The following is a 20,584-nucleotide window of genomic DNA, read 5'->3' as shown; positions in this document are numbered from 1 at the left end:
AAAAAATGGCCGGTCAAAAGACCAGCCAAGTGGTGCTCTCCTGCGGCGAACTATCGCCCGACAGGATAATTTTGGTATGGTGCCCGCCTGCGTCCTCCAAAGATGGACTGCGGCGGACTACCGCCCAGTGAAAAGCAATAATGGTGGGCCCAAGAAGAGTCGAACTTCTGACCTCGTCCTTATCAGGGACGCGCTCTAACCAACTGAGCTATGGGCCCATAAAAGAAAGGTTATAGATTATAAGTTGTATACCTATAACCCATAACCTTCATAATATAATGAAATCGAATAGGGTGGCACAGGGTTTGTTATCTCGCAATAATATCTTCTTGATTTATGCAGAACCCCATATCTCAATAAAGAGATGATTCTACTGGTTCTCTAGAAAGGAGGTGATCCAGCCACACCTTCCGGTACGGCTACCTTGTTACGACTTCGTCCCAGTCACCAGTCCTACCTTAGGTACTGTTCTCCTTGCGGTTAAACAAGTAACTTTAGGTATTACCAGCTCCCATGACGTGACGGGCGGTGTGTACAAGACCCGGGAACGTATTCACGGCAGCATGCTGATCTGCCATTACTAGCGATTCCGACTTCATGTAGTCGAGTTGCAGACTACAATCCGAACTGAGAGGCCGTTTGGGGATTGGCTCCATCTTGCGATATTGCATCCCATTGTCGACCCCATTGTAGGACGTGTGTAGCCCTAGACGTAAGGAGCATGCGGACTTGACGTCATCCCCACCTTCCTCCCCGTTATCCGAGGCAGTCTTCTTAGAGGGTAATCCCAAAGGGAAAACAACTAAGAATAAGGGTTGCGCTCGTTGCGGGACTTAACCCAACATCTCACGACACGAGCTGACGACAGCCATGCACCACCTGTACTGATGTCCCTTACGGGAGGACCATGTTTCCATGGTTTTCACCAGCATGTCAAGCCTAGGTAAGGTTCTTCGCGTTGCGTCGAATTAAACCACATCCTCCACCGCTTGTGCGGGTCCCCGTCAATTCCTTTGAGTTTCAACCTTGCGATCGTACTCCCCAGGTGGGGTACTTAATGCGTTAGCTTCGGCACTCATCCTTTAAAAGAACGAACACCTAGTACCCATCGTTTAGGGCAAGGACTACCAGAGTATCTAATTCTGTTTGCTCCCCTTGCTTTCGCGCCTTAGCGTCAGTGCAGGACCAGAGAACCGCCTTCGCCACCGGTGTTCCTCCTGATATCTACGCATTTCACCGCTACACCAGGAATTCCATTCTCCCCTTCCGCACTCAAGGCCAATAGTATCGACTGCAGTTTCCCGGTTGAGCCGAGAAATTTCACAATCGACTTAAAAGCCCGCCTACACGCCCTTTACACCCAGTGATTCCGGACAACGCTTGCCTCCCCCGTCTTACCGCGGCTGCTGGCACGGAGTTAGCCGAGGCTTATTCCACTGGTACCGTCATTTTTATTTCGTCCCAATGAAAAGGGTTTTACATCCCGAAAGATTTCATCACCCACGCGGCGTCGCTGGTTCAGGGTTTCCCCCATTGACCAAAATTCCCTACTGCTGCCTCCCGTAGGAGTAGGGGCCGTGTCTCAGTCCCCTTGTGGCCGATCGCTCTCTCAAGCCGGCTACCCGTCGTCGCCTTGGTAGGCCATTACCCTACCAACTAGCTGATGGGACGCGGATTCATCTCTTAGCGAATTGCTCCTTTGATTTCAACAAGATGCCCTGTCGAAATATTATGCGGTATTATCCCCAGTTTCCCGGAGTTATCCCCCACTTAGAGGTAGATTATCCACGTGTTACTCACCCGTTCGCCACTATCATACATTCATATTGCTACAAACGCATGACCGTTCGACTTGCATGTATTAGGCACGCCGCCAGCGTTAGTCCTGAGCCAGGATCAAACTCTCCATAAAGAAAGTTTAATCATTTTAAACCTAGAATTTTCGAAGATCCATAAAGCTCAATAACAAACACACTGTGCACCATATTCAATTTTCAAAGAACTTAATCCCTTTCGGGCCAAGGTCTGTAATTATACACAAAACGGGTTCAGATGTCAATACCCTTTTATAAGATTTTCAATATTTATTGCAATTATTTTTATCGTTGCTTTTTCAAGCTTTCCCAGGCCTTACCCTAATTAAGTGCTTTTGGGGCCTGCTGTGAGGTATGTACGAAACAAATACATCCATGGTAAACCGGCTTATGGCTTTATATTGCTTAGTCCGCCGTTGCCATCAAAGACCCGTTATTCCTTGACTATTCTGGCCGTCAACTTCTTGCTGAAATAACCCTTGGCCGAATAGGTGGGTTCGATGGTCACATTGATGATATATTCACCGGGCGGAACCAATCTCCCCTTATCGTCGGTGCCGTCCCAGACGATATTGTTCAGCCCCAGGGTCTCCCGGAACTCGTTGACCAGGTTCTTGACCAGGTTCCCGGCGCTGTCTGTGACCTGGATCTTGAAATCCCCCGGCTCGTAGAGCATCAGGGATATGGTGGGCCCGGGGAAGTCCTGGTTCAGTTTTTTGGGATACAGTCCCTCGATGTAGCCGTCTACGCCCACCCAGTAATATTGCACCGACTCCCGCTCCAGGACGAAGACCTGGCCGTACCGCTTCCAGATGGCGATGCCCCGGGGGGATTCGAACTCGTTGTCGCCCTTTCCCTGCCGGCCGAATCCGGCCACATATTTAAGATCGTGGTCGAACTTGTGTACCTGGTGGTTGACCATGTCGGTGGCATAGACGCTGCCATAGAAATCCAGGGCCAGCCAGGCGAAATAGGCCCCGGGCATGGCTATATCGCCGCCGGTGATCTCGGCCTGTATCTTGCCGAACTGGTCGAATTTGCGGATGCGCCCGTTGACCGAATCGGATACAACAATGACCGTTTCGTGGCGGAAATTCCACCTGTCGGCGAAATCGACCACCGCTATGGCCGACGGCCGGTCCAGCTTGCCCCCGCCGTCCATAACCCGGGTTCTGCGGCCCACTTTGTCATATATCACAATGCGGTTATGATCGGTATCGGTTACATAAAGATTTCCGGCGGCGTCTACCGCGCAGCCCATGGGATGCGATAACTCGCTCTCCCCTATATTACGGATGAATTCCAGTTTCCCTTTTTCATTGTATAGGCAGACCACCCGGTTGTTGTTCATATCGGCCACGTAGACAAAGCCGTCCTCGGTGGCCGCCACCCCCAATGGATTATGGAACTGGCCGTTGCCCGACCCCAGGGAGCCATAGGCCGCCAAACCGTCCAGCCCGCGGTTATAGATTATCTGGTGGCGGTTTGAATTGGCAGCATAGACCGTCAGCTCGTCGTCGTCTCCCGTAGTGGAGGGATCGTCAGTGGATTTTAATTTTACCGCGGCGATGCCCTGCGGATCATCAAACCCGGCCCCCAGACTGAGCAGAATTTTCAGGTAGAATTTACCGGCCTTATGAAAGCCGTAGGAATGCCCGTAGGGAGGCGGCACCAACAGGCTGGGCCGGTATTCCTGGGCCGGGACCGGCTTCCAGAAAAACGCCAGAAGAAGGATTATTGCCACCCACTTGTATTGTTTCAGTGCAGGACAGATCCGGCGGTTCGTCATATTTTCTCCTCCAATAGCCAACGGTATACGTAATAACCGACCATTACTTTTTTTATATAATTCCTGGTCTCCAGGTAGGGTATCTCTTCGATCAGATAGTCATCGTCGTTCCGGCAGCGTTCCGATTTAAGCCACTGCTTGACCCGATGAGGCCCGGCATTATAGGCGGCCAGGGAGTGAACAACCGAACCGTCGAACTGCTTAAGCAGGCTGGACAAAAATCTGGTGCCGTAAGCGATGGATGTTTCTGGATGGTACAGTGCATCGGGCTTGAATTTCTTCAAACCGGACAGTTGCTGGCCGGTCTTGGGCATTATCTGCATCAGCCCCCTGGCCCCGACCCGGGAACGGGCGGCGGCCACGAATTTGCTCTCCTGCCTCATTACCGAAAGCACCAGGGCCGTTTCCAGCGGGCTCTCTGCCAGTGATGCCTCTATGGAGCGAATATACCTTTGGGGATACAGAGTCTCTATCAAAGCTTTGGGCCTGGGGCCCATCCAGAGGTCAAATGATCTTTTAGCGCAATATATGGCCTGGGGGTCCATCCCCGCCTGGCTGTATAGCTGGGCCAGATAATGAAGGGCCACCGGATCATTCCAGCTGATCTTCCTGATGGCCTCGGCCAGCTTGGCGGCCTCGTCCAAGAGGCCCATATCCACCAGTCGGGATGCCTGGGTGAATCTTCGGTGATTTTTGATCCAGCTCTCCGGCTCAAGCTGCGGCTCGGCCACGGCGGAATCCAAAAAAGCCAAATGGGCGACCCTATCCGGGGAGAGGCTGTCTCCGGACGGGGAAAATCCGCTCAGCTTTTCCCTGGCCCTCCAGCCGTAATAGGTATATTCATATTTTGCGGCCAGCTCCCGGTATTTTTCCCGGGCCGCCAGGCTGTCGCCCCTCCCCTCCAGAGCCTTTCCCTGCCAAAAAACGGACACCTCGGCGAAATCGCTCTGGGGGTATCTTCTCTGCGCCTCCCGCCAGTGTTTCAGGGCCAAGCCGTAGGCTTTCATTTTATACTGGCACCATCCGGCCCTGAAAAGCGCCTCGTCAGCCCAACTGGTGCCGGACTGAACCTGGGGCACTTTCAGATAGGCCTGGGCTGCCAGGGTCAGCTTGCCCTGCCGCTCCAAACATTTGCCTATAAGGTACTGGGCCTGGCCCAGCAGGCTGCTGCCCTTATTGTAGCGGATGAATCTGGTCAGCAGGTTCCTGGCCGATTCATACTTCTTTTGGCTGATCAGCCGGTTGGCTTTATGAATGGTCCCTTTGCGGACCGGCGCCGGAGCGCTGCCGGAGGCTAGCGCAGGCTGTGCCATCAATAGCGATATCAGCAGGCTGTCGTTCCCCTGATTGTTTCCGGCTGAAGCCAGACTGTCAAAGATCCTGCCGGCTGTTTTGGACTGCCCCTGCTGCTGATAGCAAAACCCGGCGTTCATCCAGGCGATATCCGCCAGCAGCTGATCCTGCCGGGCCAGTTCCAGAAAATCATACAGGGCATCACGGTAAAGCCCGATCTTCTTCAGGCTGTATGCTCTCTGCCATTTGCAATTGATCTCCAGAGAAGAGCCGGGCCAGCGCTGGATAAAATCGTCCACCTCCTTGATGGCGCTGTGATGATCACCGGCCAGGATCAACAGCCTGATTTTATTGTACTGCGAGAGGGAATCGACGGGGATCGCGTTCAAGACATCCAGGGCCCTGTCGTATTCCAGCCACTCCCCCAGCATCAAAGCCTGCTGTACCGCACCCGCCGGCTCCTGGGCGGGAACGGTGGCGGGGATCATGAACAGCCAGACCAGAAGCAGATATCTTTTCATATGTTAATTTTAACCGATGCCGCAGGCATTTGTCAAAAGAAAAACGGGAAGAACAATTTTCTTCCCGTTGCCCCCTGCCCCTGTCGCTATTTAAAAGTTTTTTTGAGATCGGCGATCAAGGGGTTGCTGCCGGCCGGGGCCAGCCGGATCTGGTATTTATCGGTGATGTCCGAGATAAGCCTGCCATGCTCGGCGGAGTAGGCCTCCCTGGCGGCAATGGCTTTGGCCTCCCACTTGTCGGAGATGATCTGCACCTCGGCCCTGCGTTGGCCGGCATTTTTGAATTTAGTGCCGGCAATTACCGTCTGGTAACGAAGCAGGTCGTTGCTGATGGCCTGGGCCATCAGATCGGCAATATTCAACAGCCTGATGAAATCGGCATGAAAAGCACTGAGTTTTTTATCCACACAGTTCGCTTGGAGGCAAAACCCCGTTTTGATCTGGGCCATATCCTGGGAGAATTTTTGATAGAAATCCAAGGTGGCCCGTTGCGTGGAATAGGGCTGTTTTTCGAATTCCGACAAGCGGCCCAGCGCTTGTTGATACTGTTCCACCAACGGCTTGGTGGCAGCCAGGTAATGCCCGCCGCCTCCGCAGCCGGCCATTGTTGCCAGCATAGACCAGGCCAATAAGCAGGAAAATATTCTCCTCATTTATCCACCCTCCTTTTAAACAGTTTTTATTTTAACTGTCAGTCACTGGCGCAATTATTTAAATGAACGACGGGCTTTATTATGTATGGATATGATAGCTCTATTTGGTATATTTTTCAAGGAGAAAATGTTTTTATTTTCATAATGCCTTTACCAGCGGCACCAGCATCTCATGGGAGGTGGTTCCGCCGTGGTTGGCCTTTAAGTAAACTTTTTCCTCGCCTAAAATAAAATCCTTCAGGCACCAACCGTCTTTCATTACCAGCACGAAATCCCCTATTCTTTCGATCAGCCGCGGATCGGGCGGGCCCGGGCCATAAAAGCCCTTTTTAATTATCTGGGACCTTGAATATAATTTACAGGCCTCTCCCAAATAAGAGGAAATGTATCTTTTGAACTGCGCTACTTTATCGGGATGGACATGGCAATAAACCACCCTTGGTTCGCCGCATAATGGCAGGGCCAGGCACTGATTCAAATCCGGATGGGCCTTAAGCTCAATAACTTTTTGTGGGGGGGTATCTATCAAGCCATGATCGGCCGTAATCAACAGCAGGACATCATCACTTTTAACCGACTGCCAAAAGGAGGCGATCTTTTTATCCAGCTTGTGAAAGTGAGCCTTTGCCTTGGGGCTATCCGTTCCGTGCAGATGGCACAAATGGTCGATCTCCGGCCAATAGGCGGAGATGAAAGTCTCCCCTTTGGATTTGTTCAGGGCTTTCTTCATTCCGGAAAAAAGGCCGGATAGGTCCTCATATGGTATCGGAATGGCCCGGCCCCGGGTGGCTTTGGAGAAAGGTCCTTCAGCTATGAACCCGGGGGTGACAATAAAATTTTCAGCCTTTAACTTATCGAACAGGGGCCGGCCGCCGATAAGATTTTGGGGATCGATCCCGGCTCCGGTGAATTTACTGCCGCCGAAACGCGGCTGATAGAACAGGACCTTGGATACCACCCCCAGCTCTTTCAGATGGACGAACCATCCGGTGATGGCATGACGATCCGGGGGCAGGCCGGTGGCAAAGCTGGTGATGCTACTGGCCGTGGTCGAGGGAAACACCGATGTCATCCTGGCATAGAGATTTTCCTTCAGCCAGCTGTTCTCCCCATGCTTCTGCAGGAAATGATATCCCAGCCCGTCCAGCACCAGCAGGATGATCTTTTTATAGGGTTTCAGGGCGCTGGCCGGAAGCTGCCTCAGCTGGGCATACCCGGTTTTATGCCCGAACCTTCCGGCAATGCTGGCCATCAGGTTCACGATGCTACCGCCGTTGTAATCGGGAAGGTATCTTTTCTCCATGGTAATTGCTCTATTGATTCCAAAAATTAAAGCCGGACATTTCCGGCTTCCGGTTGTTTCTATCTGTTTCCTGGGGTTATTTTTCTTTTAATCATCAGAACGATTTCGTTCATCTCAGCCAACCCGAAAAGCTTGGCGACAGCAAGGTAGAGCAGGATCAAAAACGAAAGGAACCCGGTCAAAATACCGGCCTTGGGCCACAGCCCCAGCGGACCCATCTGCTGGAGCCAGAGGTTATTCATGAAAAAGGCCGCAGCTCCGGTCAACAGGGAAGCCGCAGTTATTTTTATCAGGGAGCGAGAAACATGGCCCAGCCTGATATCGGGCAAACGTTTTTTGATAAGCCACAGGCTTATCACGGCAATGATGGTATAGGCCGAGGCATGCCCCAGAGCCAGCCCGGGAATCCCCAGTAGCCCGATAAGGGCAAAATTGATGATGGTATTGGAGGCGTTGCCGATGAAATTCAGTGCCAGCGGGGTGATGGTGTCCTGCAGGGAATAGAAGACCCGGTTCAGAAAGAGGTATATGGTAAAGGAGAACAGCCCCAGGGAATAGCAGGACAGGACGGTGGCCATCAACTTGGTATCCTGTAAGGTAAAACGGCCCCGCTGCATCAGCACCTGAACGATAGGCAGGCTCAGGGTCAGGTAGATAACCAAGGCCGGGATAATAACGATGGCGCTCCAGATGATACCCTTCTCCACGATGCCGGCGAATCTCGGCCAGTCCTTTTTAACCGCCAACTCCGAAAGTCCGGGAAGCAGCACCGTTCCTATGGATACCGCAAAAAGCCCGTGGGGCAGCACATAAAAAGCAAAGGCGTATTGCAGGGCCGACACCCCGCCCTGAAAGTTGATGGCCAGGTTGTTCTGGACGGTCAGATTTATCTGATTCAATATGACATAGGCCAGCACCGGCAGCGACAGCTTGACTATTTTGATGACCGCCGGATGCTTGAAATTAATACTGAAATGGTATTGCCATCCGGCCTTTTTCAAACTGGGGTACTGGACCAGGGCCTGGGCCAAAACGCCCATGGTTGTCCCCAAAGCCAGCCCCACCACTCCAAACCCGGGCACCCAGCGGTAGGCCGCCAAAGTGGCGATTGCGATGATGTTGTTTACCACCGGGGCAAAGGCCACCACCATAAACCTGTCCCGGGCGTTCAGAATGCCGCCGGCCAGGGCTGAAAGCCCGTATAAAAAGATCTGAGGAACAAAGAAGATAAAAAAGAACAGCACCTGCTGGCGTATCTCCGGTCCGGCCTTGAGGGTCTGGAGGTACACTAATAGCGGGGAACCTATCCAGCAGATCAGGGTGGTCACCCCCAGGGCGATCAGGGCGGCGTTGAATATCTGGCTGATATTTCTCCAGGCCTGTTCCTTATCCTGGGACGACAACTGCTCCACCACCACCGGGATGAAGACCGCCGACAGGATCCCCCCCAGTATCAGTTCATAGATCATGGTGGGCAGGATATGGGCCAGGTTGTAGGCGTCGGCTATAGGGGTGAAACCCAGCACCGCGCCCATGAAGGCCCATTTCACAAATCCGGTAACCCTGGAGAACAGGGTGCCCAGGGACATCCCGGCCATATGTCTTAAATGCTTGCTCAAATCAATATCCTGAAAGTTGCCGATGCTGCTGCCTTGGTAAATTAAAAAGGGCTTGATCTCTCAAGCCCAAATATCAAGATAAGATCAGTTCTTGACCGCATGGACCAACGACAGCCCTCCTATGAACAGGAATCCGAACCAGTACAGCAGCATGAAAGGGATGGTGGCCAGCTGGGCATGGTCGATGGCGTACCATAGAGCGAAGGTGGTGTAGACCGCCAACAGGATCTCGAAGATCACGGTGAATTCGAATTTGGCCCGGTATTTTTTCTGCTGCCAGTTGCGGCTCTTGCCGTTCAGATTGTACTTCGGGGTCCTGATGAATCCGCTCTGCCGGTTGAAAAGCGCTTCGAAAACCGCCTTAGTATTTATCACCGAAAGCCCCACCGCCCCGGCCATCAGTATCGGCAGGGACATCACCCGTCGTTTCCAGTCGGGATATATCTCCCGCTGGGCGTAGATATAGAACAGGGGATAGCTGAACGCGCAAATAGTGAACGCAGCGGCTCCGATGAAGAACCCTCGGGAGGCCGATTCGGTAACCTTGATAATCAGCATCGGCCAGGAAAGTATGGAGAGAAGCAGCATCAATGGAAAGACGATATGATTGGTCAGATGGACCGTGGCTTCCCATTTAACCAACAGGGGGAGGCTCCGGTCCTTCCATATCCTGGGCAGGAGTTTTTTGGCGGTCTGAATGGCTCCCTTGGCCCAGCGGTACTGCTGGCTCTTGAAGCCATGCACGTCGACCGGCACCTCGGCCGGGCAGACCACATCGTTGACATAGACGAACTTCCAGCCGGCCAGCTGGGCCCGGTATGATATGTCCATATCCTCGGTCAGGGTGTCGTCCTGCCAGTTCCCGGCATCGATGATGGAAGCCTTGCGCCAGATGCCGGCGGTGCCGTTGAAGTTCATGAATATGCCTGAGGAGTTGCGGGCCCCGTGCTCAATCACGAAATGGGCGTCCAGCCCGATGGCCTGCCCCCTGGTCAGCCAGGAGCAATTATCATTAAGATGCCCCCAGCGGGACTGCACTACGCCGACCCGGTCGTGGGAAAAATAGGGCATCATCTTTTTTAAAAAATCGACCGGAGGGATGAAATCCGCGTCGAAGATGGCCAAAAACTCTCCCTGAGCAACATCCAGGCCGGCCCGCAGAGCCCCGGCCTTAAAGCCGGTCCGGTCGTCACGGTGGATATATACCACCTCCACCCCCTGCTTTCGGTAGTCATCCACCAGCCGGCGGCACAATCCCTGAGTCTCGTCTGTGGAATCGTCCAGCACCTGAACCTCGAACCTGTCGCGGGGATAATCAATGCTGCAGGCAGACTTGATCAGCCTCTCCACCACGTACTGCTCGTTAAAGATCGGCAGCTGGACCGTGATCCTGGGCCATTCCGAATATGTTTTTTGGTGCTTTTGATGAGATCCTCTGTTCTTGCGGTAAAGATAGACCATCAGGTAGGCATGGAAGGAATAGATCGACAGCACCCCCATCAACAGACCATAGACCACTAAAAGCGTAATTTCCAAGCCGGACATGATTTTTTTATATAACCTCTATAAAGTTTTATAAATAAAACATACTCCCAGAATTCCATGATACCCCATTGTTTTGGCATCCGTTACTGAGAGTCTATCGTCAAGTTATTGTTTAACTGCTGAGTATACTACTTTTCTCATATATTTTCAAGTTAATTTATGATTAAAATTTCTCAACGACAGCATCACCAGGGTGCAGCCGACCACGACGCCGATACCTCTTTCCTCCAACAGATCCACCAATATCGGATTTTCCGCCCCGGGGTTGAATATAACCCCCCGTACTAACCCAGTGCTTTTAATCTCAGCGAAAAATCCAGTGCCGGAGCCGAATGAGTTAGGGCACCAATGGAGATATAATCCACCCCGCATTCGGCTATCTTTCTGACATTGTCCAGGCTGACGTTTCCCGAGGCCTCGATCTTGAGCTTGCCCTGGTCACGGGCCGGCGATGACCACACCATCCGGCAGGCCTCGACCATCATCTCGGGCTTCATGTTGTCCAGCATCACTATATCCGGCCCCAGGGCGATGGCCTCCTCCAACTGGGGAAGGTTCTGCACCTCCACCTCTATTTTTATGCTCTTTTTGATCCCGTCCCTTACCAGTTGGACTGCCGCCGAGACCCCGCCGGCCGCTTCGATGTGGTTGTCCTTGATCAGCACCATGTCGTACAGCCCCATCCGGTGGTTCTCCCCCCCGCCGCAGGCCACCGCGTATTTCTCCAGTCGGCGCCAGCCCGGCGTGGTCTTGCGGGTATCCAGTATCTTGGCCCGGGTGCCGTCCACCGCCTCGACGAACCGGGCGGTCAGCGAGGCGATCCCGGAAAGGTGCTGCAAAAAATTCAACGCGGTCCGCTCGGCCGCCAGGATGCTTTGAGCCCGGCCCTGGATGTTAATCACCACCTGCCCCAGGTCGACCGTCTGAGAGTCGTTTGTATTGATTTCTATGGCCAGTTCGGGATCTACCTGCAAAAAGACCTCCCGGCAGATGTCAATCCCGGCCAGAACTCCTTCGTGCTTGGCCATTATCAGAGCCAGTGCCTGGGCCTGGGGATCGATGGTGTATCGACTGGTGACATCGCCCTTCCCGATGTCCTCCCTCAACGCCTGTTTTATCAGGGGCCGGGCCTTGGCAAGATCGAATTTCATATTGGTCAGTCTTTCACAATAGTATTTGAATAACTTTGTGCACTTTGTGGTAAAGAGATTCTTCGTTTGTCTAATATCAAGTCAATCTCAGAATGACGAATTCCTTGATAACGAATAACCATTAACCAACAACTATTTCTTATATTCCGGCGTCCATTCCAGCTTGGGCGGTTCCATCAGCGAGCCCCACAGATATTTCTCGATCTTTTCACGCAGGGATTTATCTATCTCGCGGTTGACCGGGTATATCTTGGCATTAAGCACCCTATCAAGGATATTTACGGCGGCAGCTATGGTCGGCTCCAGCCCCCGGGCCGAGGTATGCTTTACATCGTCGCCCGGGGTGTGGATCATGGTCGAGGCCTGGCCGCCCACCCGGCAGATGTTCACCGCCGGCACCTCGTGGACCGCGAACGGCATGCAGTCGCTGCTGTAGATGTCCAGGCTGGTGCGGAAGTAATGCCCGGTCTCTTTGGTGATGCCGTCGGCATAGCCCTGCAGCTGCGGGGTGCCCAGCACGATCAGCTCGTTCTTGCCCAGTTCGTCGCCGGCCACGTCCACGTTGACCACCAGACCCAGCCGGGCCTTGATTTCCTTCTGATGCTTCTCGGCGTAGGAGAAACTGCCCCGCAGGCCCAGTTCCTCGCCGGAGAACATGATGATGCGGAGATCTCGTTGCGGTTGGTTCTTGGCGAAATGCTCGGCCGCTTTCAGCAGGGTGACTATCCCGCCGGCGTTGTCGGTGGAGCCGGGCGATCGGGCTACGCTGTCGTAGTGCCCTACCGCCAGGGTCAGGTTGTCATCGTATCCCCTGCCTTTGATGTCTATGACGATATTATTGCCGATGCGCTTTCCTGCGGACTGTTTGATGCTCAGTTCAATTTTGCTGCCGGACAGGGCCGACAGCTTCAGGCCGTCCTCATAGGTGACTGTGACCGAGGGCACATAGCCCTGGGCGTACATCTTCTGGCGGTAGGACCAGCTGGGAGCCTGGCGCAGGGGACTGCCGATGGCGATGCAGGCCTTGATGCCGCCGGGCTTGAACTGCTCGGCGATCTTGCGGGAGAAGGTATAGGTCAGGATTATCTTGCCCTTGTAGGCCCCTTTGTTCCGCAGCATGATGTCGGCATTCTCCAAAAAGACCATCTCCCCGGAGATCTTGTGGTCGTGCGACAGCCCGAAGGGATGGGCCTTGAAGGTCTGACCTTTTCCTTTAATGGAGGCCGTGCCGGTCTCGAAGGAGTTGACCGCGAAAGGCTCCAGGTGATGTTTGACCTTGAGCTGTTTGAGGTATTTGGTGAGGATAGTGATGGCCTTCTTTTCCCCGGCCGAGCCGGTCAGCCGCTCGAAGTTGAGCTCTTTAAGAACCTGATGTGCATTGATCATGAGATAAAACTCCGTTTATATTAAGAGTTAATATTTATTAATTTTCCTAATTCCGGGTAAGTATTTATAAGTTCATTATACTCACGTTGGTAAAGTTCTAAATAACCATCTTTTTCATGTGATATGGTTACTAAAAACGGACTTTTATCTGCACGTAGGAAACATATATCTTCGGGCAAGCTTGGCTGTAACCAATCATATAAATTTGATACTGAACCCTTTATGATTTCTAATGACTTATAATTTAAATTATAAACATTCACTAAAGCAAATTCATTTGTAAGTTTTGTTCCAGGCCATTCATTACAGTCATTACTACTTTCAATAAACGGCCTCAACGCATTGAGTATTATTTCTGCTTTTTTATTCATCTTAACAGAATATCTTATTACAACTAAAAAATAACTTGCAAACTTTGATGTCATGTCTATTATTGCTTTATAATTACTATCCTGTGGTTCTCTGTATAAATTATATATATTTCTCACAATAACCTCATTTTATTTAATCTTCCTCAAATTATTGTCTTCATACATTGTAGATTATTTAGATTCTTCGCTTGTCTAATAAAAAGCACTTCTCAGAATGACGACTCCGTTGTAGCCCCTAATAACTACCGCCATCCTTCAACCCGTGTTGCCTCTAAGTCCCCTCAGGATGACAATCCTTTCTGTCACCCTGAGTCTGGCACCCTGCCTGACAAGCTGAATGGGTGACGGTTATTCATCCCTCAACCTGCGTTGCTTTGAAGTGCCCTCGGGATGACATCTATTTTCTTCCCCGCTTCCTGGTATAGGTCACACCCATGTCCGGCTGACCGGTCTTCTTCTTGGACCTTTTCCCACCGAACGGCTTGGCCAGCGGCTCCTGGCCCTGCATTTTCCGGATCTCGTCCCGGATGGCGGCGGCCTTCTCGTATTCCATGGCCGAGGCGGCGTCGAACATCTGCTTCTCCAGCTGGACGATGATCTCCTCCTGGCTTAAGCCCGAGACGATATAGGCCTCCATCTCCTCCTTGACCAGCTCTTGGCGGGAATCGGCCACCGAGGTGGACAGCATCACCTGCTCGATGGACTTGATGATGGACTGCGGGGTGATGCCGTGCTTTTCATTATAGGCCAATTGGATCTTGCGGCGGCGTTCCATTTCGGCTAAGGCCCGCTTCATGGAATCGGTGATCCGGTCGGCGTACATGATGACCTTGCCGGAAAGGTGGCGGGCCGCCCGGCCCGATACCTGGATAAGCGATCGTTCGGAGCGTAAAAAGCCTTCCTTGTCGGCATCTAAGATAGCGACCAGCGAGACTTCCGGCAGGTCCAGTCCCTCGCGTAGCAGATTGATGCCCACCAACACATCGAACTCTCCCAGCCTTAAGCCTCTCAATATCTCTATCCGCTCGATGGCGTCGATCTCGGAATGCAGGTAGCGCACCTTGATGCCGCCCGCCGCCAGAAAATCGGCCAGGTCCTCGGACATCCTCTTGGTCAAAGTGGTCACCAGGGTTCGCTCTTTTCGCTCCACCCGCAGTTGGATCTCCTCCATCAGGTCGTCCACCTGTCCGGTGATGGGCTTGATCACCACCGCGGGATCCACCAGGCCGGTGGGCCGGACGATCTGGTCGATGATGACCCCGGCCGATTTTTTAAGCTCGTAATCCGAGGGCGTGGCCGAGGTGTATATAACCTGGTTGGCCAGCGATTCGAATTCGTCGAATTTCAATGGGCGGTTGTCCAGGGCCGAGGGCAGGCGGAAACCGAAATCCACCAGGGTCTCCTTGCGGGAACGGTCCCCGGCGTACATGGCGCCGATCTGCGGCACGCTGACATGCGATTCGTCGATGATCAGCAGGTAATCCTTGGGGAAAAAGTCTATCAGGCAGAAGGGCCGCTCGCCGGGTTTTCTACCGGCCAGGTGCCGGGAGTAATTCTCGATGCCGGAGCAGTAGCCCAGCTCCTTTATCATTTCAATATCATATTTGGTGCGCTGCTGAATGCGCTGGGCCTCCAGCAGTTTCCCGGCATTGGTCAGGTCGGCCACCCGCCATTTGGCCTCTTCTTCGATGTCCTTGAGCGCCTCCTCCAGCCGGGGGTTGGAGACCAGAAAATGCTTGGTGGGATAGATGGCGATCTTTTCCTTGAGTTCGGTGACCTTGCCGGTCAGCGGTTCGAAGACCGACAGCCGGGCCACCTTGTCATCCTCCAGCTCTATCCGTAGGCCGATATTCTCGTCGCCGGGATGCACCTCGATCACCCCTCCCCGCACCCTAAAAGTTCCCCGGTCGAAGCTGACATCGTTGCGCTGATACTGGATCTCCACCAGCTGTTTCATCACCACCTCGCGGTCGGCCGGCTGGCCGGTCTCCAGCATCAGGACGAATTCCTTCCACTCGTCGGGCGAGCCCAGGGAATAGATGCAGGACACCGAGGCCACGATGACCACATCCCGCCGTTCCAGCAGGGCCGAGGTGGCCCGCAGGCGCAGCCGCTCGATGTCGTCGTTGCGGGAGGAGTCCTTTTCGATATAGGTGTCGGAGGACGGTATGTAAGCTTCGGGCTGGAAATAATCGTAGTAGGAGATAAAAAACTCCACCGCGTTCTGAGGGAAGAATCCCTTGAACTCGCCGTAGAGCTGGGCGGCCAGGGTCTTGTTGTGCGACATGATCAGGGTGGGCCGGTTGACCTTCTCGATGACATTGGCCATGGTGAAGGTCTTGCCCGACCCGGTGACGCCCAGCAATACCTGGTGATTGATGCCCCGGTTCAGCCCGTCCACCAATTGCTCGATGGCCTGCGGCTGATCTCCGGTGGGTTTATAGTCGGATACTAGTTTGAATTGGTTCATTTATTTTGGACGCAGATTAACACGGATTTTTATTTACCATTTCAATCGAAGTGAACACAAAGGACGTTTATAAACATTTGTCATCCTGAGATGGCATACAAACGGGGCTGGCCGTAGGATGACAATCACCCATTCAGCTTGTCGGATAAAAGCCTTCTCAGGGTGACATTGATTTTAAAATCTTTACGATCTTTGCGCCTTTGCGGTTCAATAACCATAAAGGCCCTGTAAGCAGGGCCTTTTATCATTATTCCTATGCCTCGGTCAGCCCGGTGAAGTGGAAATTGTTTACCTTCAGCGGCGGGACCACCATGTTCTCCTGGCTCTCCGGCACGCCCAGCGTCTCCACGTTATTGAAGAACTCCACCAAGTCCTGATTGAACCGCATGTTCTTGACCCCGCAGGATATCTTGCCGTCCTCGATCAAAAAGGTGCCGTCCCTGGTCATCCCGGTGATGATGGGGATCTTGCGGTCCACCACCCGGTTGTACCAGAAGCGGGTGACCAGCACCCCGCGCTTGGTGGACTTGATCATGTCCTCCAGGGTCGAGCTTCCCCCCTCCAAAATTATATTACGGGGCATCGGGCCCCAGGTGTTGGGCTGGGGCAGGCCGTGGCCGGTGGTCTCGGTCCTGTCCTTGGCCGCCGTCTTCAGATCGTACACCGGCCCCTTAGCCACTCCCTTTTCGATGATGCTTACCTTCTTCTTGGGCATGCCCTCGGAGTCGAAGGGCTCGGCCCAGACCGCCAGCGGATGATAGGCGTCATCGGTGATGGTGATATTGTCCCCCATCAGCTTCTGCCCCAGCTTGCCGGACAGGCAGCTTAAATTCTCCTGCACCGACAGGGCGCCGAAAGAAAGCCAGGCCAGAAACATCAGCGGGGTGGTAACAGCCTCAGGTTCTAGGATGACTGTGTAATCGCCCGGCTCCAGGGCTTTTGGATTAAGCCCGCCCAAACATTTTTGTATGGCGATCGAAGCCACCTTCTCCGGGTCAAGCTCGCTTGTTTTACGCACAATTTGGGCGTATCGCCCGGCGGTGATGCCCGACCGGGCGGTGATCTCCATCCGCAAAGTGCTGATGTTGTGATAGGCGAACAGCCCGTTGCTGTTGGCCATGGCGTTCACATAAAGCGTATTGTTGACCAGCCCGGCCAACTCCACCTTCTCCTGCTTGGCCAGGTTGACGGCCTTCAGCACCATCTCGGCCCTCTGCTCCGGCTCTATGAAGGCCGAGCTTTTATCCAGGGCGGCAATTTCCCGGTACTTCTGCGGCCCCACCAACGGCGGCAGGTCCTGCTTGCTGGTGATGGCCTTGGCCGTATTCACGGCTTGCTTTGCCAGTTTCTTAAGCGACTCATCATCGAACTGATTGGTGGTGGCGCGGCCCGAGCGATTATCGAGATCCACCCGCAGGGAGATATTTATGTCCGAGGTCTCCACGTTCTGGTGGATGGTGTTGTTGGCGATCCGGGTCAGCGGGCTGACAACCTGGTTCAGGATCACCTCGGCCTGCCCCTCTTTTACGAAGGACAACGCCTTTTTACAGATATCCTGGGCTTGATTTTTATCTATCATCATTTTTAGATCCATCCCAATAAATACTTTTGATTATCTTTGGACGCCGATTTTCACTGATTTTATCTTAATGGAATTTAATCCGTGTTGATCTGTGTCCTATAAAACAGTCTGGCTTACTTTTTACCCGGCACTACGCCGACCTTGATCTTCCGGAACCGGCTTGGCGAACAGCCTTGGGCGGTGCGGGCCAGCTGCTGGGGCTCCCCCTTGCCGCAGTTGGCGGTTCCCCATATCTTCCAGTCCTTGGGCCCGGCGATGGCGTCGCAAGCGTTCCAGAATTGCGGGGTGAACCCGGTGTAGGTGGCGTTCTTGATCATCTGTCCCAGCTTGCCCTTCTTGATCTCCCAGGCGATCTCGGTGCCGAACTGGAAATTGGAGCGCCGGTCGTCTATGGAAAAACTCTTGTTGGTGGCCATGTAGATCCCGTCGTCTGTTTCGGAGATGATCTGCTCCAGCGGTTTGGTGCCCGGCTCCAGGTTGATGCAGGTCATCCGGACGATGGGCATGTTGCCCCAGCCGTCGGCTCTCATGGCCCCGGTGGATACTTTGCCGATCTTCTGGGCGGTCTCCCGGGAGGAAAGATAATTGACCAGCATCCCGTTCTTTATCAAGTTGTTCTTTTGGGCCTTGACTCCCTCGTCATCGTAGCCGTAACTGCCCAGCCCCATGGGGCAGGTGGGATCGGAGGTGATGGTGACGATATCCGAGCCGTATTTCAGCTTGTCCAGATTGTCGGTGGTGGCAAAGCTGGTCCCGGCAAAGTTGGCCTCGCTGCCGAACACCCGATCCAGCTCCAGGGGATGTCCCACCGATTCGTGGATCTGCAGGGAAAGCTGGGAGCCTTCGATGATGATGTCCTTCTCGCCGCTGGGGCACTGCTCCGCCGATAGCAGGGCCACCGCCTCCTCGGCCGCCTGCTGGGCGTGAGCCGGGAAGTCCAGGGCCTCGATCATCTCGTAGCCGTTGGATTCCCACTGTCCGTCGTGAGAGCAGGGATAGGAACGGTGCTGCACATCACCATCCCTGATGGCCGTGGCGGTGTATCCCCCGCCGCATTGGATGATGCGCTGTTCGATGAAGGAACCGATGGTCGAGGCGAAAAGCTGGTCCTCCACCCAGGCCGCGATCTGCGACTCGGTGATGTTGACCCCCTTGACCTTGCGCATGATCTGGTCGGTCTTCAGCAGCAGGGCGATCTTGTCCTCGAGGGGCACCTCCAGCGGATTCTTCTTGTGCGGGGTGACGTATTTGTCGATGTATTTCTCCACCGGGGCCAGTTCCAGGTCCCGGATCTTGAGCAGGGCGCTGGCCCGGGCCACCTTGACCGCCTGCTTGGCCACCCGCTCGATCTCGGCCTTGTCTATTTTGGGGCTGGAGGCGAAGCCCCAGGCCCCGTTGGCGATAACCCGGATGCCGAAGCCCCCGGAGGTCCGCCGGTTGATGCTGCCCACCTGGCCGTCCTTGACCTCCACCCGCTCGGAGTCCTCGTTGATGATGCGGATGTCGGCGTAGCTGGCCCCGGCCAGCTCGGCCACGTTAAGGGCGTGTTGCGCTAGGTCTTTCAAAATTATATCTCCTTGTTTAATTACTAATCATTCTTCATACATCATAGTTATTTTGCGCTAGTCAGAGTGATTTTAAATCTCCAGAAAAAGGGAATCAACATCGCAACATTACATACTGCCATAAACAAAACAATCTTAATCCCAAGTATTTGTTTTGTTCCCATCAGGAACAATGGTGCAAGTATAGCGACGACAAAGCTAATAATATATAAAAAAACGTATCGCGTAAATATTTTAACAACTTGACTATTTGAAGCGTTATGATCTTTTGATAATTGCGTAAGTATAAACATTAGCGAAAATACAAGAGCAAATAATGCTGCCAAGCTCTGGTTTATTGAACTTAGCAAGTAATTATATGAACAACTTTTGTAAAGTATTTCCTTGTTTATTAGATTAAATAATGGGTCAATAAATAATATTGCATCTGAGATTACGATTATAAAGCACGCTGCAATCCATGCCCCAAACGTTGTATTCTCATCCGCACCCTTTTCATGTAATTTCTTCGAAAGCTGCTTTGTCATCAAATATAATCCCAGAATGGTACTTAGGGGATATATGACGTAAGATGCCAATTTAAAGAAACTCAACATATGACATCCAAAGATAATAATAGCTGCAAAAACAAGCAGCCAATATTTATCTATCTTCATTGGCCATTCGTCCCTAAGAAGTCCATAATGTAGTTTGTCCATCCATTTCCCGTTCCAATTTCTCAATTCCCTTTCGCACCCTTCGTTCTTGAACCCGAGCTTCTCGGCCACCCTGATCATCCTTTTATTGAACGACCAGGTCTCCAGACCAATGTGATGAATGTTACTAGTTTCAAACTGAAAGCTTATCCATAACTTAAGGGCTTCCGTTCCCATGCCCTTGCTGATCAGAGAATCCTCATAGATTGATATCCCGACATACCTGTGATCGGGATTGCCTTTATCTCCGTAACTGTTAACCGTACCGATAGGAGCTTGGTTTGAGTCAATTATAACAGCCTGCGATATTTTCCCTGCTGTTTCCCGCTCTATGCTTTTTGTTAGCCGGGCGGTATATTCCTCTTCCGATTCCCGCTGTTCCCAAGGTGCATCGAACAACCTGGCCTGGCCGGTCATATTGTGCCATTTGAGGAGCAAAGGAATGTCCTCCAGCGTCCTTGCTCTAAGACAGACTTTTTCGCCTTTGGCCAAAATTATATCTTTGGTTAATTCCATAAAAGAATAAAATCTTTGTGGCTTAGTGTCACTTCGACAGGCTCAGTGCATTGCTTTGTGTGAGAATAAACCCCTGGATTCCTGTCTGCACAGGAATGACAATACTGGATTGCTTCATTAGCTCGTCAGGATGCAATAATCGCAATGACGCCTCAAAGAATTACCCTAATATATCCCGGTAATCTATCTTCATGGCGGTCTTGGCCCGGTCCAGTATCTCGCCGGAATACTCCTGCCCTTTTATAATCCCTTTTCGCAGGACATCCTTCACATAACCCAGGTCATTCCCCAGCTCTATGCGCTTCTGCCGG

General features: G+C 52.8%; 13 protein-coding genes, 1 tRNA gene and 1 rRNA gene. All 15 read right to left on the bottom strand.

Features of this window, described 5'->3' with window-relative positions:
• Positions 1–141: 141 nt before the first annotated feature.
• Positions 142–218: transfer RNA gene (locus tag KJ869_02270), tRNA-Ile, on the bottom strand.
• Between the two features lie 167 nt (positions 219–385).
• A 16S ribosomal RNA gene (locus KJ869_02265) occupies positions 386–1,912 on the bottom strand.
• 335 nt (positions 1,913–2,247) lie between these two features.
• The gene (locus KJ869_02260; protein ID MBU1576015.1) at positions 2,248–3,603 is read right to left on the bottom strand and encodes a hypothetical protein; all 1,356 of its coding nucleotides are present in this window, start codon (positions 3,601–3,603) and stop codon (positions 2,248–2,250) included.
• A complete protein-coding gene (locus KJ869_02255; GenBank protein MBU1576014.1) occupies positions 3,600–5,417 on the bottom strand; it encodes a transglycosylase SLT domain-containing protein in 1,818 nt (605 codons plus the stop codon). The genes KJ869_02260 and KJ869_02255 overlap by 4 nt, the downstream gene beginning before the upstream one ends.
• Positions 5,418–5,503: 86 nt before the next feature.
• On the bottom strand, positions 5,504–6,070 hold the full coding sequence (locus KJ869_02250; protein ID MBU1576013.1) for a hypothetical protein: 567 nt from the start codon (positions 6,068–6,070) through the stop codon (positions 5,504–5,506).
• A 139-nt stretch (positions 6,071–6,209) separates the two neighbouring features.
• Positions 6,210–7,373: an alkaline phosphatase family protein gene (locus tag KJ869_02245; GenBank protein MBU1576012.1), complete on the bottom strand. Its 1,164-nt coding sequence runs from the start codon at positions 7,371–7,373 to the stop codon at positions 6,210–6,212.
• Positions 7,374–7,432: 59 nt separating this feature from the next.
• Positions 7,433–8,992, bottom strand: a complete 1,560-nt coding sequence (gene murJ, locus KJ869_02240; GenBank protein ID MBU1576011.1) for a murein biosynthesis integral membrane protein MurJ — start codon at positions 8,990–8,992, stop codon at positions 7,433–7,435.
• A gap of 84 nt (positions 8,993–9,076) precedes the next feature.
• Positions 9,077–10,537: a glycosyltransferase gene (locus KJ869_02235; GenBank protein MBU1576010.1), complete on the bottom strand. Its 1,461-nt coding sequence runs from the start codon at positions 10,535–10,537 to the stop codon at positions 9,077–9,079.
• Between the two features lie 284 nt (positions 10,538–10,821).
• A complete protein-coding gene (gene nadC / locus KJ869_02230) occupies positions 10,822–11,688 on the bottom strand; it encodes a carboxylating nicotinate-nucleotide diphosphorylase (GenBank protein ID MBU1576009.1) in 867 nt (288 codons plus the stop codon).
• A gap of 132 nt (positions 11,689–11,820) precedes the next feature.
• Complete coding sequence (locus tag KJ869_02225) at positions 11,821–13,074, bottom strand: M20/M25/M40 family metallo-hydrolase (GenBank protein ID MBU1576008.1); 1,254 nt, start codon at positions 13,072–13,074, stop codon at positions 11,821–11,823.
• A gap of 20 nt (positions 13,075–13,094) precedes the next feature.
• On the bottom strand, positions 13,095–13,562 hold the full coding sequence (locus KJ869_02220; GenBank protein MBU1576007.1) for a hypothetical protein: 468 nt from the start codon (positions 13,560–13,562) through the stop codon (positions 13,095–13,097).
• 280 nt (positions 13,563–13,842) lie between these two features.
• Complete coding sequence (gene uvrB / locus KJ869_02215) at positions 13,843–15,915, bottom strand: excinuclease ABC subunit UvrB (protein ID MBU1576006.1); 2,073 nt, start codon at positions 15,913–15,915, stop codon at positions 13,843–13,845.
• 253 nt (positions 15,916–16,168) lie between these two features.
• Entirely contained in the window at positions 16,169–17,497 is a 1,329-nt protein-coding gene (locus KJ869_02210) for a TldD/PmbA family protein (protein MBU1576005.1), read from the bottom strand.
• A 113-nt stretch (positions 17,498–17,610) separates the two neighbouring features.
• Positions 17,611–19,062, bottom strand: coding sequence for a TldD/PmbA family protein (locus tag KJ869_02205; GenBank protein ID MBU1576004.1), 1,452 nt, complete (start codon positions 19,060–19,062; stop codon positions 17,611–17,613).
• Between the two features lie 47 nt (positions 19,063–19,109).
• On the bottom strand, positions 19,110–20,273 hold the full coding sequence (locus tag KJ869_02200) for a GNAT family N-acetyltransferase (GenBank protein MBU1576003.1): 1,164 nt from the start codon (positions 20,271–20,273) through the stop codon (positions 19,110–19,112).
• Positions 20,274–20,584: the final 311 nt, after the last annotated feature.

Source organism: Candidatus Edwardsbacteria bacterium (genome assembly GCA_018821925.1).
Taxonomy (GTDB): Bacteria; Edwardsbacteria; AC1; order AC1; family EtOH8; genus UBA2226.
Note: the sequence above shows the minus strand (reverse complement) of the source record. Positions and strands in the feature narration are given on the sequence as shown.